Source organism: Kitasatospora sp. NPDC023385 (assembly GCF_055664045.1).
Genome location: NZ_JBVOOL010000018.1, coordinates 21314 through 37804, shown reverse-complemented (window position 1 = coordinate 37804; position 16491 = coordinate 21314). Strand labels below are relative to the sequence as shown.

General features: G+C 72.5%; 15 protein-coding genes. 8 read left to right on the top strand and 7 right to left on the bottom strand.

The features are described from left to right. Window positions 1-58: 58 nt before the first annotated feature. Window positions 59-562: an SseB family protein gene (locus AC0B61_RS25575; RefSeq protein ID WP_471743082.1), complete on the bottom strand. Its 504-nt coding sequence runs from the start codon at window positions 560-562 to the stop codon at window positions 59-61. Window positions 563-775: 213 nt separating this feature from the next. Between AC0B61_RS25575 and AC0B61_RS25570 the strand changes: the two genes are divergently transcribed. After that, window positions 776-2605 carry an acyl-CoA dehydrogenase gene (locus tag AC0B61_RS25570; protein ID WP_471743081.1) on the top strand — a complete coding sequence of 610 codons (1830 nt, stop codon included), beginning with the start codon at window positions 776-778 and terminating at the stop codon, window positions 2603-2605. A gap of 338 nt (window positions 2606-2943) precedes the next feature. Further along, on the top strand, window positions 2944-4251 hold the full coding sequence (locus AC0B61_RS25565; protein WP_471743080.1) for a M18 family aminopeptidase: 1308 nt from the start codon (window positions 2944-2946) through the stop codon (window positions 4249-4251). 79 nt (window positions 4252-4330) lie between these two features. Here the strand turns inward: AC0B61_RS25565 and AC0B61_RS25560 are convergent, their stop codons facing one another. From AC0B61_RS25560 to AC0B61_RS25550, 3 genes are all read right to left on the bottom strand, one after another. Beyond that, window positions 4331-6151, bottom strand: a complete 1821-nt coding sequence (locus tag AC0B61_RS25560) for an NHL domain-containing thioredoxin family protein (protein WP_471743079.1) — start codon at window positions 6149-6151, stop codon at window positions 4331-4333. 47 nt (window positions 6152-6198) lie between these two features. After that, window positions 6199-7230, bottom strand: coding sequence for a Fic family protein (locus tag AC0B61_RS25555; protein ID WP_471743078.1), 1032 nt, complete (start codon window positions 7228-7230; stop codon window positions 6199-6201). A gap of 252 nt (window positions 7231-7482) precedes the next feature. After that, window positions 7483-7995 carry a GNAT family N-acetyltransferase gene (locus AC0B61_RS25550; RefSeq protein ID WP_471743077.1) on the bottom strand — a complete coding sequence of 171 codons (513 nt, stop codon included), beginning with the start codon at window positions 7993-7995 and terminating at the stop codon, window positions 7483-7485. A 129-nt stretch (window positions 7996-8124) separates the two neighbouring features. Between AC0B61_RS25550 and AC0B61_RS25545 the strand changes: the two genes are divergently transcribed. Continuing rightward, window positions 8125-8613 (top strand): LURP-one-related/scramblase family protein, encoded by a 489-nt coding sequence (locus AC0B61_RS25545; RefSeq protein ID WP_471743076.1) that lies wholly within the window; start codon window positions 8125-8127, stop codon window positions 8611-8613. 43 nt (window positions 8614-8656) lie between these two features. Here the strand turns inward: AC0B61_RS25545 and AC0B61_RS25540 are convergent, their stop codons facing one another. Further along, window positions 8657-9004, bottom strand: coding sequence for a winged helix-turn-helix transcriptional regulator (locus AC0B61_RS25540; protein WP_471743075.1), 348 nt, complete (start codon window positions 9002-9004; stop codon window positions 8657-8659). Between the two features lie 98 nt (window positions 9005-9102). On the opposite strand from AC0B61_RS25540, the gene AC0B61_RS25535 reads away from it, so the two are divergent. Together AC0B61_RS25535 and AC0B61_RS25530 are read left to right on the top strand one after the other, a co-directional pair. Then, window positions 9103-10011 (top strand): imine reductase family protein, encoded by a 909-nt coding sequence (locus AC0B61_RS25535; protein WP_471743074.1) that lies wholly within the window; start codon window positions 9103-9105, stop codon window positions 10009-10011. A 23-nt stretch (window positions 10012-10034) separates the two neighbouring features. Beyond that, on the top strand, window positions 10035-10628 hold the full coding sequence (locus AC0B61_RS25530) for a GNAT family N-acetyltransferase (protein WP_471743073.1): 594 nt from the start codon (window positions 10035-10037) through the stop codon (window positions 10626-10628). Window positions 10629-10639: 11 nt separating this feature from the next. On the opposite strand, the gene AC0B61_RS25525 is transcribed toward AC0B61_RS25530, so the two are convergent. After that, window positions 10640-11710 carry an aldo/keto reductase gene (locus tag AC0B61_RS25525; protein WP_471743072.1) on the bottom strand — a complete coding sequence of 357 codons (1071 nt, stop codon included), beginning with the start codon at window positions 11708-11710 and terminating at the stop codon, window positions 10640-10642. Window positions 11711-12010: 300 nt separating this feature from the next. Between AC0B61_RS25525 and AC0B61_RS25520 the strand changes: the two genes are divergently transcribed. From AC0B61_RS25520 to AC0B61_RS25510, 3 genes are all read left to right on the top strand, one after another. Next, a complete protein-coding gene (locus AC0B61_RS25520) occupies window positions 12011-12505 on the top strand; it encodes a hypothetical protein (RefSeq protein WP_471743071.1) in 495 nt (164 codons plus the stop codon). A 140-nt stretch (window positions 12506-12645) separates the two neighbouring features. After that, entirely contained in the window at window positions 12646-13668 is a 1023-nt protein-coding gene (locus AC0B61_RS25515) for an NAD(P)/FAD-dependent oxidoreductase (protein ID WP_471743070.1), read from the top strand. Between the two features lie 52 nt (window positions 13669-13720). Further along, on the top strand, window positions 13721-14650 hold the full coding sequence (locus tag AC0B61_RS25510) for a class I SAM-dependent methyltransferase (protein ID WP_471743069.1): 930 nt from the start codon (window positions 13721-13723) through the stop codon (window positions 14648-14650). Between the two features lie 78 nt (window positions 14651-14728). Here AC0B61_RS25510 and metG read toward each other — a convergent pair whose 3' ends face one another. After that, window positions 14729-16462, bottom strand: a complete 1734-nt coding sequence (gene metG, locus AC0B61_RS25505; protein ID WP_471743068.1) for a methionine--tRNA ligase — start codon at window positions 16460-16462, stop codon at window positions 14729-14731. Between the last annotated feature and the right edge of the window lie 29 nt (window positions 16463-16491).

Below are 16491 nucleotides of genomic sequence, written 5' to 3'. Positions count from 1 at the left end.
GTTGAAAATTGAACTATGTGGTGACGGGGGGCGTAGGCCCTCCTCTGTCCGGGACCGCCTAGCCGTACATCCGGCGCATCGTGAAGTCGACCATCTGCTCCACGGCCTTGGCGTCGAACACCATCCGGTGCTCGCCCTCCATGTCCAGCGCGAAGCCGTAGCCGGTCGGCAGCAGGTCCAGGACCTCGGCGCCGCTGACGGTGAAGTGCTTGGAGTCCTTGCCGGCGTAGCGGCGCAGCTCCTTCAGGGAGCTGAACATCGGGATCACCGGCGTCGGGGTGTTGTGCAGTGCGAGGAAGCCGGGGCGCTCGCCGCGCGGGCAGTGCACCTTCGAGGTGATGAAGATCGCCTGGAAGTCCTCGACCGCCATCGAGCCGGTGGTGAAGGCCCGGACGGCGTCCGCGAGCGAGGGCGGGGAGGGTTCCGGGTAGAGCGACTGCTGGGTCGCCTGGGACTGTGCGCCGTAGGCGTCGGCTCCGGGCATGCCGCCCATGCCCGGCTGCGGTCCCGCCTGCTGCTGGTAGGGGTCGCCCGGGTATGCGTTCTGGTCATATCCGTACACACGGACAGGCTAGCGGGAGCGCACCCGCTCGCGCTGGCGTCGATCCTGACAAGGAGTGGCGGTCCGGGCTGTGGGACGTGACCACGTTCATAGCGGATTCACCGCCGAGGGCTTGCCCAAGTTACCGCTGGGTAGCATCATGATGCCTACTGGTGGGTACGGGACGCCGGAACGCGGCGGTCTCCCGGAAGCGACGAACCGGAGAAAACGGCCATGGGTCACTACAAGTCCAACCTGCGTGACGTGGAGTTCAACCTCTTCGAGGTGTTCGGCCGCGAGCAGGTCTACGGCACCGGACCGTTCGCGGACATGGACGTCGAGACCGCGAAGAACATCCTGAGCGAGATCTCGCGCCTCGCCGAGAACGACCTCGCCGCGTCCTTCGTCGACGCCGACCGCAACCCGCCGGTGTTCGACCCGGAGACCAACACCGCGCCGATCCCGGCCACCTTCAAGAAGAGCTACCAGACCTTCATGGACGCCGAGTGGTGGCGCCTGGGCATCCCGGAGTCGATCGGCGGCCAGGTCACCCCGAACTCGCTGATCTGGGCCTTCGCCGAGCAGATCCTGGGCTCGAACCCGGCCATCTGGATGTACTCCTCCGGCCCGGCCTTCGCCGGCGTCATCGCCGAGGAGGGCACCGAGGCGCAGCTGGAGGTCGCCAAGCGGATGACCGACCGCCTCTGGGGCTCCACCATGGTCCTCACCGAGCCCGACGCGGGCTCCGACGTGGGCGCCGGCCGCACCAAGGCGATCCAGCAGGAGGACGGCTCCTGGCACATCGAGGGCGTGAAGCGCTTCATCACCTCGGGCGAGCACGACATGTCCGAGAACATCATCCACATGGTGCTGGCCCGCCCCGAGGGCGGTAAGCCGGGCACCAAGGGCCTGGGCCTGTTCATCGTCCCCAAGTTCGACTTCGACTGGGAGACCGGCGAGCTGGGCGAGCGCAACGGCGTCTACGCCACCAACGTCGAGCACAAGATGGGCCTCAAGGCCTCGAACACCTGCGAGATGACCTTCGGCGCCAAGCACCCGGCCAAGGGCTGGCTGCTGGGCGACAAGGTCGACGGCATCCGCCAGATGTTCAAGATCATCGAGTTCGCCCGCATGATGGTCGGCACGAAGGCCATCGCCACCCTCTCCACCGGCTACCTGAACGCCCTGGAGTACGCCAAGGAGCGCGTGCAGGGCGCCGACATCTCGCAGTTCCTGGACAAGACCGCCCCGCGCGTCACCATCACCCACCACCCCGACGTGCGCCGCTCGCTGCTGACCCAGAAGGCCTACGCCGAGGGCATGCGCGCGCTGGTCCTGTTCACCGCGTCCACCCAGGACGACATGATGGCGGCGAAGCTGCGCGGCGAGCGCGACGAGGCCGCCGAGCGCCTGAACGACCTGCTCCTGCCGATCGTCAAGGGCTACGGCTCCGAGAAGTCCTACGAGCAGCTCGCCCAGTCCCTGCAGACCTTCGGTGGCTCCGGCTACCTGCAGGAGTACCCGATCGAGCAGTACATCCGCGACGCCAAGATCGACACCCTGTACGAGGGCACCACCGCGATCCAGGGCCAGGACTTCTTCTTCCGCAAGATCGTCAAGGACGGCGGCCAGGCGCTGACCGCGCTGTCCGAGCAGATCCAGAAGTTCCTCGGCTCCGCCGCGGGCGGCGACGCCCTGGCCGCCGAGCGCGAGCTGCTCGCCAAGGCCGCCGGCGACCTGGAAGCCATCATCGGCAAGCTGCTCGCCGACCTGTCCTCGGTCGAGCAGGACGTCAAGAACATGTACAAGGTGGGCCTCAACACCACCCGCCTGCTGATGGTCTCCGGCGACGTGGTGGTCGGCTGGCTGCTGCTGCGCCAGGCCGCGGTGGCCCTGGCCAAGCTGGAGGCCGGCGCCTCCGAGAAGGACGTCCCGTTCTACCAGGGCAAGGTCGCGGCGGCCCGCTTCTTCGCCAAGAACATCCTGCCGACCGTCGCCCCCCAGCGCGTGATCGCCGAGGGCATCGACAACGAGATCATGGAGCTGGCGGAGGAGGCCTTCTAAGGCCCGCACCCTTTCCGACCGCCTGACACACCCTCACACCGAAGGGCCCGGCTGCCACCGGGCCCTTCGGTGTGCCCGGGCCGTTCCCCGGCGGCCCGCCGCCCTGCGGCAGCTCGGCTCCGACCTGGTGCCGTCCCCCGGCCCAGCCGGCCCAGCCGGCCCACCCGGCGCACCCGGCGCGAGCTGGGCGGATGCCGCGGAAGTACGCGGCGCGGCACGGCTGGTGGACGGCTGCGCCCGGCGCGAGAGATCCGAGTGCCCTGTCTGTGTACGGGCATATGCTCAACGTGCGAAGCCGCTCCCCATCCGGCTTCGGCCCCCCTCGACCCAGGAGCAGTATGTCGACCGCCGCCCGCCAGGCATTCTTCGACCGGACGCACAGCGACGACCTGATCGCGTTCCTCGGCACCTCGCCGTCCCCGTACCACGCGGTCGCGAGCGCCGCGGAGCGGCTGGAGAAGGCGGGCTTCCGGCAGGTCGCCGAGACGGACGCCTGGGACGGCTCCGCCGGCGGGCGCTACCTGATCCGCGGCGGTGCCCTGATCGCCTGGTACCTGCCGGAGGGGGCGGGCCCCCAGACCCCGTTCCGGATCGTCGGCACCCACACCGACTCGCCCAACCTGCGGGTCAAGCCGCTGCCGGACACCGGCTCGGCCGGCTGGCGGCAGGTCGCCGTGGAGATCTACGGCGGCGTCCCGCTGAACACCTGGCTGGACCGCGACCTCGGCATCTCCGGCAGACTCGTGCTCCGGGACGGCACCGCCCGCCTGGTCCAGCTGGACGAGCCGCTGATGCGAGTGCCGCAGCTCGCCATCCACCTGGACCGCCAGGTCAACGAGGGCATGAAGCTCGACAAGCAGCGCCACCTCACCCCGATCTGGGGCCTCGGCCCGGTCGACGAGGGCGGCCTGATCTCCTACGTCGCCGAGCGGGCCGGCCTGGCCGCCGCCGACGTGGTCGGCTGGGACCTCATGACGCACGACGTCCAGCCCGCCTCCTACCTCGGCCGCGACCGCGAGCTGCTGGCCGGGCCGCGCCTGGACAACCTGCTCTCGGTGCACGCGGCCACCGCCGCGCTCGCCGCCGTCGCCACCGCGGACGGCGCCGCCGAGCTGCCGTACATCCCGGTGCTGGCCGCCTTCGACCACGAGGAGACCGGCAGCGAGTCCGACACCGGCGCGCAGAGCCCGCTGCTCGGCAACGTCCTGGACCGTTCGATCCACTCGCGCGGCGGCACCCCGGAGGACCGGGCCCGGGCGCTCGCCGGCACCGTCTGCCTCTCCTCGGACATGGGCCACGCCGTCCACCCGAACTACGCCGAGCGGCACGAGCCGGGCCACCACCCGATGCCGAACGGCGGGCCGATCCTCAAGGTCAACGTCAACAACCGCTACGCGACCGACGGCGTCGGCCGGGCGGTGTTCGCGGCCGCCTGCGAGCGGGCGGGCGTGCCGTGGCAGAGCTTCGTCTCCAACAACGCGATGCCTTGCGGGACGACCATCGGCCCGATCACGGCGGCGCGGCTGGGCATCAAGACGGTGGACTGCGGCATCGCGGCGCTGTCCATGCACTCGGCGCGCGAGCTGTGCGGCGCGGAGGACCCGTACCTGCTGGCGAGCGCGATCAAGGCCTTCCTGGAGGGCTGAGGCCGGACGACGGGAGGGGCGGGGCCCGGCGTTCGCGCCGGGCCCCGCCCCTCTCCTCGTCATCGTCGATCCCGTCCGGTCACTCCATCCCGGCCAGGACCAGCGGCAGGCGGCGGGCGCCGTCGGCGACCAGCTTCACCGGCACGCCCCAGTCCTGCTGGTGCACGTGGCAGGCCGGGTACTCGATCTCCGGGGCGTCGTCGCAGGAGGCCGCCATCGCCGACACGTGCAGCACGCCCTCGGCGACGTCCCCCGACAGCACCAGCTCGCGGGAGAGGTCGCTGTCCGCGCCCGCGCCGGAGACCAGCAGCTCGGGCGGCGTCGAGCTGACCAGCAGGCGGGTGGACGGGCCGTAGCGCTCGTCCAGCTTCTGGCCGCTCGGCGCGGAGAAGACCACGTCCAGCCGGAAGGCGCCGGGCGCGACCTCGGTGGCCGCCCGCTGGGTGCGGTGCGCCACCGACTCGACCCGGACCGCCTCCTCGGGCAGCCGCAGCCTGGTCAGCCGGTGCCGGGCCGACTCGACCACCACGATGTCGCCGTCCACCAGCACCGCCCCGGAGGGCTCGCGCAGGTCGGTGGCGAGCGTGCTGACCTCGCCGGTCGCCGGGTCGTAGCGGCGCAGCGCGTGGTTGTAGGTGTCGCTGACGGCCACCGAGCCGTCCGGCAGCACGGTGACGCCCAGCGGGTGCTGCAGCAGGGCCTGGTCGGCGGCGCCGTCGCGGTGGCCGAAGTCGAACAGGCCGGTGCCGACGGCAGTGGCGACCGTGCCTGTTTCACGTGAAACGGAACGCAGCGCGGAGGTCTCGGAGTCGGCGACCCAGAGCGTCCCGCCGTCCGCCGAGACCGCGAGGCCGGACGGCTGGGCGAACCAGGCCTCGGCCACGGGCCCGTCCACCAGGCCCTCGTTGGTGGTGCCGGCCGCGACCCCGACCGTGCCGGCCGCCGGGTCGTACGCCCACAGCTGGTGCACGCCCGCCATGGCGATCCACACCCGGCCGTCGAACCAGGCGACGTCCCACGGCGAGGAGAGGTCCACCTCGCGGGCCGGGCCCTCGGTGGTCGAGCCCTGCCACCACTGGCGGCCGGTGCCGGCCAGCGTGGTGACGCTGCCGTCGGCCAGCCGCAGGCCGCGCAGGGCGTGGTTGACGGTGTCGGCGACGACCACGTCGTAGTCGTACGGGTGGCCCTCGGGGAGCAGCGCGAGGCCCTGCGGCTCGCTGAACCGCGGGCTGCTGCCGTCCACCAGGCCGCGCTGGCCGTCTCCGATCCGGCGCACCACCGTCTCGCCGTCCTCCGCCAGCTCGACCAGCGAGTGGTGGCCGGAGTCGGCGACCAGGAAGTGGCCGTTCGGCAGCCGGACCGCCTTGCCGGGGAACTTGAGGTCCCCCGCGGTCGGCTCCGGCGCCACGTACGGCCCGTCGCCGCGGCGCAGCGTGCCCTTCGCGGCGTGCTCGGCCTCCAGCTCCTCGACCAGCCGCGCGATCGCGTGCGCATGGCCCTCACCGGCGTGCTGGGCGACCACGTAGCCCTCCGGGTCGATCACCACCAGCGTCGGCCAGGCCCGCACCGCGTACTGCTTCCAGGTGGCCAGCTCCGGGTCGTCCAGCACCGGGTGGTGCACCTCGTAGCGGGCGACGGCGTCCACCACGGCCTGGTGGTCGGCCTCGTGCACGAACTTCGGCGAGTGCACCCCGACGATCACCACGGTGTCGCGGTGCTTCTCCTCCAACTCCCGCAGCTCGTCCAGGACGTGCAGGCAGTTGATGCAGCAGAAGGTCCAGAAGTCTAGTACCAAAATGCGACCTCGGAGGTCGGCAAGGGTCAGTTCTTTGCCACCGGTGTTGAGCCAGCCACCGGCGCCGACCAGTTCAGGGGCGCGGACACGTGCACGAGAAGCCATACCCCAATCAAACCTCACTGTGCCTGCCCACATTCCAGAGCCCGGCGTCATGCAGTGGAGCGGGGCCTGCGCTGGTGCTTGGCGGCCTTATAGGCAGCGACCGACTTACGTGACGAGCGCCAGACTCCGTCAGGCCCCTGTACTGCGCTCAGCCGACCACGCTGGGCCGCCTGCCGGAGTGCTGCCAGGGACAGATCTTCATCGACGAGCGCGGCGAGCGGGGCCATCCTCGCTGGGCCGGCCACATTGGGGACGATGAACCGGTTGAGATTGTCTTCCATCGCCCTGGCGATCAGCTCGCCGAGGGCGCCGCAGTCTCCGGTGTCCGCCCTGCGCAGTGCGGACAGGTACGCGTTCCGCTGTCTCTTGAAGATGATGATCGGCGGATACCCGAGCCGGACGAGGACAAGGTTCATGACGAGTCGCCCAGTTCGGCCGTTGCCATCGAGGAACGGGTGGATTCGCTCGAACTGGTTGTGGATGCGGGCCAGTTCCTCGGGAAGCGGGCGTCCGAGATCCGCGCTCTTCTCGATCAGCTGACCGAGAGCGCAGACGTCGGTAACCCACTGCTCGGCCTGCGCCGGCACCAGCGGCCAGCGGGGCGGCGTCATTCCCTCGGCGAAGGGGGCGATGTCGTGTTCGCGGAAGTTGCCAGGGCCCTCGCGGTCGCCCGCCTCCGGGTGGGGTGCAACGTTCCAGACCGGCGTCATGGCCGTGTGGTGGATATGGCGGATCTCGCCGAGGGTGATGAGGCGGCCGTCATGCCAGGCGTCGGGTTCCAGTGCCTGGCCGTAGACCCAGCGAGCGGCGTCGGCATATCCCTGGACCTCGTTGTACTCGCTGAGTGGCTTCGCTCCGACGGCTCGCCCTTGATCCAGGAGTGCTTGCACCTCGCGCAGGACCAGAGTATTGCCCTCAAGCGCGGTGGAGTGGTGTGCTTCCTGATGCCAGATGTCATCCCAGATCTCCTGGGCTTCTCTGGGGTCGGGGAGCCCGCCGAAGCGCTCGTTCAGCTCGGTCAGTGCGCCAGCGAGTCGGTTGTAGACAGTAGCGCGGCTGGGCCTGCCTCGTCCGGCCAACGTCGCTCTCCCTGGAGTTGATACAGGCCATGAGTGGCTAATTGAACTTATCAACTTCAGGGACCGCCGCGTGCTTGACCAGTACACGCTAACCGCGTTTCGGCGAGATCCCTACGCGAAGGTCCGCTCGGGGGCGCGTACACGTGCACGAGATGCCATGCCTGTATCCAACCCCATCGGTGGCGGCGGGCATTCCGGGGTGGGGTCCGGGGGAGGGCGGTGGGGCGGCGGGGGTGGCCGGCCGGCGGCCGGCTACGGCCGCGACAGGTCGGCCTGCCAGCGGGTTTCGCCGTCCAGGGTGCGGGCGGTGGGGCGCAGGCCTACGGCGCGGGCGACGGCGGCGGAGGCGTGGTGGTCGGGGTGGATGTGGGCGACGGCGGTGACGGCGCCGGCGGCGGCGAGGTGGGCGACCAGGGCGCGGGCGGCCTCGGTGGCCAGGCCGCGGCCCTGCCAGGGGGTGCCGACCACCCAGGCGAGCTCGGCCTCCCCGGGGCGGAGGGTGGCCTGCACGTAGCCGGTCAGGGCGCCGTCGGCGCGCAGCCGCAGGACCCAGTTGCCCCAGGCCTCGGCCGGGTCGGGGGAGCCGGCGGCGAGCCGGGCGCAGCGGGCGCGCAGCTCCTCGACGGTGGCCGGGCGGCCGCCGGTGAAGCCGTGCAGGGCCGGATCGGCGAGCGCGGCGGCCAGCTCCTCGGCGTGCCCGGGGGCGATCGGCAGCAGGTCGAGCCGCTCGCTGCGCAGCGGGACGGCGGTGGGGTCGGGGCGCATGGCGGTATTGAAGGCCATCGGGAACCCGCCGTGCGACCGGGTTTCCCGCAGGTGCTTCGTGGCGGTGCTTTTCGCCGGGCGGGGAATCGGGGTCGAATGGGCCGACGTCAACACGGAGGAGGTCCCACGGTGCGGTATCTGGTCAGGGAGAAGCTGTTCGCGGTCGGCGACGACTACTGGATCGAGGACGACCGGGGCCACAAGGCGTACCTGGTGGACGGCAAGGTGCTGCGCCTGCGGCACACCTTCGAACTGAAGGACGCGCACGGCCGGGTGGTCGCGGTGGTGAAGGAGAAGATGCTCACCGTCCGCGACGCGATGAAGATCGAGGACGCCCACGGCGAGGTGGTCGCGACCGTCCGGGAGAAGCTGTTCACCCCGTTCCGCGACAAGTACCTGGTGGAGCTGGCCGACGGCGGTGAGCTGAAGATCCACGGGGACCTGATCGACAAGGACTACCGGGTGGAGAACCACCACGGTGACGAGCTGGCCCGGATCAGCCGCAAGTGGTTCCGGGTCCGGGACACCTACGGGGTGGAGGTCGCCGACGGCGCCGACACCGGCCTGCTGCTGGCCATCGCGGCCTGCGTGGACCACCTGGTGCACGAGGAGGACTGACCGCCGGTGGTGCCGGCCGCGATCGCCTGACCGCCCAGCAGCGTCACGCCGGGTGGGGCTCGCCGCCCAGGACGTGCTCCCGGCCCCACGCGCCCAGCGGCCCCAGCGCCGCGTTGAGGTGCCGCCCCACCTCGGTCAGCGTGTACTCGACCCGGGGGGGCACCTCCTCGTACGCCTCCCGGTGCACGATGCCGTCCGCCTCCAGTTCGCGCAGGTGGGCGGCCAGCACCTTCTCGGTGATCCCCGGCACCAGGCGGCGCAGCTCGCCGAAGCGGCAGTGCGGACGCTCGCCCAGGGCCCAGAGGATCAGCACCTTCCACTTGCCGCCGATCACGTCCATCGCGGCGTCGATCCCGCAGACGTACGACCCCGGCCTCCGCACCGTCGCCACTGCCCACCCCTTCCGACCTCGATGCTCACTCCAGGGTAACCACCCACCTCAAAGTGGGTACTTGATCGTCTCCGGGGGCGGCACGGAGGCTGATCGGCATGGCACCCACCACAGTTGACGAAGTCTCCGGCACTCAGCTCGCCCCGCTCACCCCCCTCACCCTGCTCGGCCTCGGCGCGATGGGCACCGCGCTGGCCGGGGCCTGGCTCACCGCCGGGCACCCGCTGACCGTCTGGAATCGCACCTCCGCCCGCGCCGACGCGCCCGCCCTCCGTGGCGCCACCGTCGCCGCCACCGCCGCCGAGGCCGTCGCGGCCAACCGGCTGGTCGTCGTCTGCCTGCTCGACGACGCCTCCGTGGACAAGGCGCTGGCCGGCGCCGACCTGGCCGGCAAGGACCTGGTGAACCTGGTCACCAGCACCCCCGGGCAGGCCCGGGCCCGCGCCGCCTGGGCCGCGCGCCGGGGCGCCCGCTACCTGGACGGCGGGATCATGGCCGTCCCGCCGATGATCGGCGTCCCGGCGGCCGGGCCGTACGTCTTCTACAGCGGCTCCGCCGAGCTGTTCCAGGAGCACCGGGCGACCCTCGCCGCCCCGGCCGGCACCCGCTACGTGGGCGAGGACGCCGGGTACGCGGCGCTGCACGACGTGGCGCTGCTCAGCGCGATGTACGGGATGTTCGCCGGGGTCGCGCACGCCTTCGCGCTGGTCCGCGGCGAGGCCGTCGCGCCGGGCGACCTCGCGCCGCTGCTCGGCGACTACGTCATCGCGATGTCCCGGACCATCGCCAAGACCGCCGAGCAGCTGGAGAGCGGCGACTACACCAAGGACGTGGTGTCCAGCCTGGGCATGCAGGTCGCGGGCAAGGGCACGCTGCTGCGCACCGCCGAGGAGCAGGGGGTGAGCCCGGAACTGCTGGAGCCGTACTTCCGGCTGATGGAGCGCCGGTTGGAGCTCGGCGGTGGTGCGGAGGACCTGACCGGGGTCGTCGACCTGCTGCGACGGTGAGGGCCGGCCGGTAACGTACCGGCATGGCTGACCTTGAAGAACGCGCCAACGTCGTCGCGTCCGGCCCTCGGCACAGCGGTGCGGGGGTGGGCGTCCGACGGCGCCGCGCCGCCGATCTCGCCGACTGCGTCCGGGTGCTGGCCGACGTCCACACCGTCGACGGCTACCCCGCCGACTGGCCCGAGCGGCCCGCCGCCTGGCTCACCCCGGCCGGCCTGCTGGCCGCCTGGGTCGCCGAGTCGGAGGACCGGATCACCGGGCACGTCGGGCTCTGCCGCAGCGCCCCGGGCGATGCCGCCCCCGGTCTGTGGAGCCTGCGGACGGGCGGGCGCCCGGAACTGACCGCCGTGATCGGCCGCCTCTACGTCGCCCCGACGGCGCGCGGCCACGGCACCGGCGCCCACCTGTTGGCGCGCGCGGTGGTGCATGCGCGGGCGCTCGGGCTGCACCCGGTGCTCGACGTGCTCGCCACCGACACCGCCGCCGTGGCCCTGTACCGGCGCCTGGGCTGGACCCTGCTCGGCAGTGGCGAGCAGCGGTGGGCCTCCGGTCGTGCGGTCCTCGTCCACTGCTTCGCCGCGCCGAGGGCCGAGCCCTTGCGGCCGGCCGAGCGCTAACCGGCTGAGCGCTAAGCCGCCGAGCGCTGACCCGCCGAGCGCTCGGCGGTCGGGCGGCGGCGCAGGCCCGGGGTGGTCAGGGCCGGCGGCTGCCAGACGCCGTCGGCCCGGTAGAGGTCCGTGCCGGGCGGGACGATGGCGTCGATCCGGTCAAGGGCGGCGTCGTCCAGGACCAGGTCGGCGCCCTTGAGGGCGGACTCGAGCTGCTCCATGGTGCGCGGACCGATGATCACCGAAGCGACCGCCGGGTGGGCTGCCGGGAAGGCCACCGCCAGCTCGGGCAGCGTGCGGCCGAGCTCCTCGGCGAGCTCGGTGAAGGCCTCGACGGCGTCCAGCTTGGCGGCGGTGGCGGGCAGCGCCGGGTCGAAGCGGCCCGGGTTGATCGCGGCGCGGCCGCGGCTGAGGTCGATGTCGCGGCCCTTGCGGTAGCGGCCGGTGAGGAAGCCGCCGGCGAGCGGGCCCCAGGTCAGCGCGCCCATGCCGAGCCGCTGGACCACCGGCAGCACGTCCCGCTCGACGCCCCGGGCGAGCAGCGAGTACGGCGGCTGCTCGGTGCGGAAGCGCGGGAGGGCGCGCCGTTCGGCGACGTGGTGGGCGTCCACGATCTGTTCGGCGGGGAAGGTCGAGCAGCCGAAGGCGCGGATCTTGCCCGCCCGGACGAGGTCGCCGAGGACGGACAGGGTCTCCTCGATGTCCGTGGTGTGGTCCGGCCGGTGGATCTGGTACAGGTCGATCCAGTCGGTGCGCAGGCGGCGCAGGCTCTCCTCGACCTCGCGGACGATCCAGCGCCGCGAATTGCCGCCCCGGTTGCGGCCCTCGCCCATCGGGAAGTGCGCCTTGGTGGCGAGCACGATGTCCTCGCGGCCGCCGCGGGCGGCCAGGGCCTTGCCGACGATCTCCTCGGACTCGCCGGCTGAGTACATGTCGGCGGTGTCGATGACGTTGATGCCCCGGTCGAGCGCGGCGTCGATGATCCGGGCGCAGTCGTCGTGGTCGGGGTTGCCGACGTAGCCGAACATCATCGTGCCGAGGCAGTAGGCACTCACCTCGATGCCGGTGCCGCCGAGAACGCGGTAGCGCATGGTCGTGCTCCCCCTGGTGGTGGGTCTGTGGTGGGGTGATGGCGCGTCAGAGCCTAGGAGTTGGAGTGCACTCGAAGGCAAGGGCGCGGCCTCGGCGACCTGGTCCCCCGGCGGCCTGATCCTCCGGCCGGCGGATCGCTCGGGCGGGGGAGTCGGATCGTCGCGCGGGCGGAGGCCGGGGCGCTGCTGCTGGCCGGTACCGCCCGCGCCCGGCGGTCCGGTGACAGCGTGCGGGGCGGCCCGGCGCCGGCACCCTCCGCGGCCCCTGCCGCCGTCCAACGCGCTGCCTGGACAGGGACGTTGGCGTTCCTGCCGTACGCGGCGATGAAGTCGGTCTGGGCGCTCGGCGGCAGCTTCGCCGGGATCAGCGGCGCCGAGATGTACGCCACGTACGTGCACAACGGCTCCTCCGGGATCTGGCTCACCCTGGAGTCCTGGGGGCTGGACGGCACGGTGCTGCTGGCGGCGATCGGGGTGTTCCTGCTGTGGGGGCTGGTGCGGCCGTGGGGGCAGGTCTTCCCGCGCTGGACCCTGCCGCTGCGCGGCCGCCGCGTCCCGCGCTGGCTGCCGCTCGCCCCGGCGCTGCTGGGCGCGGCCACGCTGGCGCCGTACGGGCTGGTCGGGATCGGCTATCTGGCGCTGTGCAGCACGGGGGTGATCGGCATCCGGCAGGGCGAGTTCGCCACACCCGAGCAGACCCTGCAGGTGGCCTGGGTGGGGATGGGCGCCTTCGCCGGGTACGGGGTGGCGCTGGTGTCGGCGGTCCGCTCGTACTGGCGGCGGACCGGGGCGTGAGCGGGGGCGTTTGCGTGGAGGTGTTCGCGGGGGAGGCGTTCCGGGCACAGGGGTTGCGGGCGCAGGGCGTTTGCTGAGACGGCAACAAAGCTTGCCGACACCGGACGGTCGGTCGCAGCCTGGCGTCGGAGGTGAACGCCATGACCGAGACGAGGACGACGGAGCGCCACGACGTGGTGGTGATCGGCGCCGGCGCGGCGGGACTGAACGCGGCCCTGGTACTGGGCCGGGCGCGGCGGCGGGTCGCGGTGGTGGACGCGGGCGAGCCGCGCAACGCCCCCGCCGCCCACATGCACGGCTACCTGAGCCGGGACGGCATGCCACCGGCGGCCCTACTGGCGGTCGGGCGCGAGGAGGTCGCCCGGTACGGGGTGGACCTGATCGACGGGCGGGTCGAGCACATCGAGCACATCGAGCACGCCAATCACATCGAGCACATCGAGCCCGCCGAGCGTGCCGGGGCGGTCGTCCCGGCTGGGCCCGGCTTCGCGGTGCACCTGGCCGGTGGGCCGGTGCTGCACGCCCGCCGGGTGGTCGTGGCCACCGGGCTGCGCGACGGGCTGCCCGAGCTGCCGGGGCTGACCGAACGGTGGGGCCGCGACGTGCTGCACTGCCCGTACTGCCACGGCTGGGAGGTCCGCGACCGCCCGCTCGGGGTGCTCGGCACCGACCCGAGGTCGGTCGACCAGGCGCTGTTGCTGCGGCAGTGGTCGGCGGACGTGGTGCTGCTCGCGCACACCCTGGCGCTGACCGACGCCGACCGCGAGCGGCTCGCCGCCCGGGGTGTCCGGGTGGTCGCGGGCCGGATCGTCCGGCTGGTCGCCGACGACGGGCGGCTGAGCGGCGTCGAGCTCGCCGACGGGCGGGTGGTGCCGCGCGAGGCCGTGTTCGTCCTCCCGCAGCCGGTGCCCCGGGATGCGCTGCTGTTCGGCCTCGACTGCCAGCGGGACGACCACGGCTGGGTCACCACCGACCGGACGGGACGCACCAGCCGGCCCGGCGTCTGGGCGGTCGGGAACGTCGCCGACCCGCGCGCCCAGGTGATCACCGCCGCCGGGATGGGCGCGGCGGCCGCCTTCGCGCTGGACCACGACCTCAGGGCGGAGGAGATCGAGCGGGCGGTCGCCCGCCACCGCGCGTCCGGCGCCGCCGTGCCCGCCTGAGCGGGAAGCTGTCGTCCAGCCACCACCCCAACCCCACCCCCGGAGGAAGCCCATGTCCGCGCACCAGCAGCAGCACCAGCAGCACCAGCACGACCACGGAACCCACAGCCACCGAAACCACGCCCATGCCCATGCCCACGCCCACGCCCCCGCCGCCGACCTCGACTGGGACGCCCTCGCCACGCACCTGGAACAGGAGGCCGACCTGCGCGCCGGAGCCGTCACCGAGGCCGGGCGCTGGCTGTCCGGCCTGGCCGGCGAGGGCACCGTCCGGAGGGTCCTGGACGTCGGCAGCGGCCCCGGGGTGATCGCCGGGCTGCTCGCCGAGGCCTTCCCGGCGGCCGAGGTGGTCGCCGTCGACCAGTCGGCCGCCCTGCTGGACCGCGCCCGGACCCGCTCGGGCGGCCGACTGGGCATCCAACAGGCCGAGCTGCCCGCCGAGTTCGACAAGCTCGGCGAGGCCGACCTGATCTGGTCCGGCAACGCGATCCACCACCTCGGCGACCAGCAGGCCGCGCTCACCGCCCTGGGCGCGCGGCTGCGACCCGGCGGGCTGCTCGCCGTCGCCGAGAGCGGCCTGCCGCCGCGCTTCCTGCCCCGGGACTTCGGCCTCGGCCGGCCCGGTTTCCAGGCCCGGCTGGACGCGGCCCACGAGGACGGCTTCAGCGCGATGCGCGCCGAACTGCCCGACGCCGCCGAGCAGATCGAGGACTGGCCGGCGATGCTGCGCCGGGCCGGACTCGCCCCCAGTGGCACCCGCACCTTCCTGGTCGACCACCCGGCGCCGCTCGCCCGCCCCGTCCGCGCGTACCTGTACACTCAACTGGTCCGCCGCCGTGACCAGTTGACCGAGGCGCTCGCCCCGGAGGACCGCGCCACCCTGGACGCCCTGCTCGACGAGGACGCCCCCACCGGCATCCTCAACCGGCCGGACGCCTTCTACCTCTCCGCGATGACGGTCCACACCGCCCGCAAGCCCTGAGCCGCACCGCCCTGAGCCGAGCCACCTCGGCGGGGGGCGCCGCACGCCCGCGGCGCCCCCGGCTCGGCGCGCCCGGCGTCAGGCCGCCGTACCGCCGAAGCGCTCCGACCAGGCCGCCAGGTCCTCGTCGGTGATCTTGGCGAAGAGCACCGGCGGCACCGTGAACGGCGTCCCGGCCGGCACCAGGTCCAGCGCCCGGGCCTCCTGCGGGTCGACCCAGGCGCGGCCGGCCGCCGGCGTGTCCGCGGGCAGGGCGAAGGCGGCGCGCATCGCCGCGGCCGCGGTCGGGATGAACGGCTCGGACACCACCGCGTACAGGTGGATCAGGTTCATCGCCGTGCGCAGGGTGAGCGCCGCCGCGTCCGGGTCGGTCTTCACCTGCTGCCAGGGCGCCTTCTCGTCCAGGTAGGCGTTGCCCGCGCTCCACAGGGCGCGCAGGGCCTGCGCCGCCTTGCGGAAGTTGAGCCCGTCCAGCTGGGCCTCGTACTCGGCGAGCAGTCCGGCGACCTGTCCGCCGAGGCGCTGCTCGGCCTCGCCCGGCGCGTGGCCGCCGGGGACGTCGTCGCCGAAGCGCTTGCGGCTGAAGGACAGCACCCGGTTGACGAAGTTGCCGAGGGTGTCGGCGAGGTCCTTGTTGACCACCGAGGCGAAGAGGTCCCAGGTGAAGCTGGAGTCGTCCGACTCGGGCGCGTGGGCCATCATGAAGTAGCGCCAGTAGTCGGCCGGCAGCAGTTCCAGCGCGACGTCGCTGAAGATGCCGCGCTTCTGGCTGGTGGAGAACTTCCCGCCGTAGTACGTCAGCCAGTTGAAGGCCTTGACGTAGTCGACCTTCTTCCACGGGCGGCGCGAGCCGAGGATGGTGGCCGGGAACATCACGGTGTGGAACGGGACGTTGTCCTTGCCCATGAACTCGGTGTAGCGGACGGTCTCGTCGGCCTCGTACCACCAGGACTTCCAGTCCCGGGGCTGTCCGGCCGGCGCCGCGTCGGCCCACTCCTTGGTGGCGCCGATGTACTCGATCGGGGCGTCGAACCAGACGTAGAACACCTTGCCCTCGGCGGCCAGTTCGGGCCAGACGTCCGCCGGCACCGGGACGCCCCACTCCAGGTCGCGGGTGATCGAGCGGTCCTGCAGGCCCTCGGTGAGCCACTTGCGGGCGATCGAGGAGGCCAGCACCGGCCAGTTGTCGCCGTTGGCGGCGACCCACGCCTCGACCTCCTCGGTCAGCTTCGACTGGAGCAGGAACAGGTGCCTGGTCTCCCGGACTTCCAGGTCGGAGCTGCCGCTGATCGCCGAGCGCGGCTCCAGCAGGTCGGTCGGGTCCAGCACCCGGGTGCAGTTCTCGCACTGGTCGCCGCGCGCCTTGTCGTAGCCGCAGTGCGGGCAGGTGCCGACGATGTAGCGGTCCGGCAGGAAGCGCCCGTCGGCGTTGGAGTACACCTGGCGGATCGCGCGTTCCTCGATGAAGCCGTTGCGCTGCAGTTCGCGGGCGATCTCCTGGGTGATCTCCCGGTTCTGCGGCGAGGAGCTGCGGCCGAAGTGGTCGAAGGAGAGCCCGAAGCCGTCGTACACCGCCTTCTGCGCCTCGTGCGCCCGGGCGCAGAACTCGGCGACCGGCAGTCCGGCCTCCTGGGCGGCCAGCTCGGCGGGGGTGCCGTGCTCGTCGGTGGCGCAGATGAACAGCACGTCGTGGCCGCGTCGGCGCAGGTAGCGGGAGTAGACGTCCGCCGGGAGCATGGACCCGACCATGTTGCCCAGGTGCTTGATCCCGTTGATGTACGGAAGGGCGCTGGTGATCAGGTGGCGAGCCATTCCCGGATGCTCCGATTTCTCCCGCACGC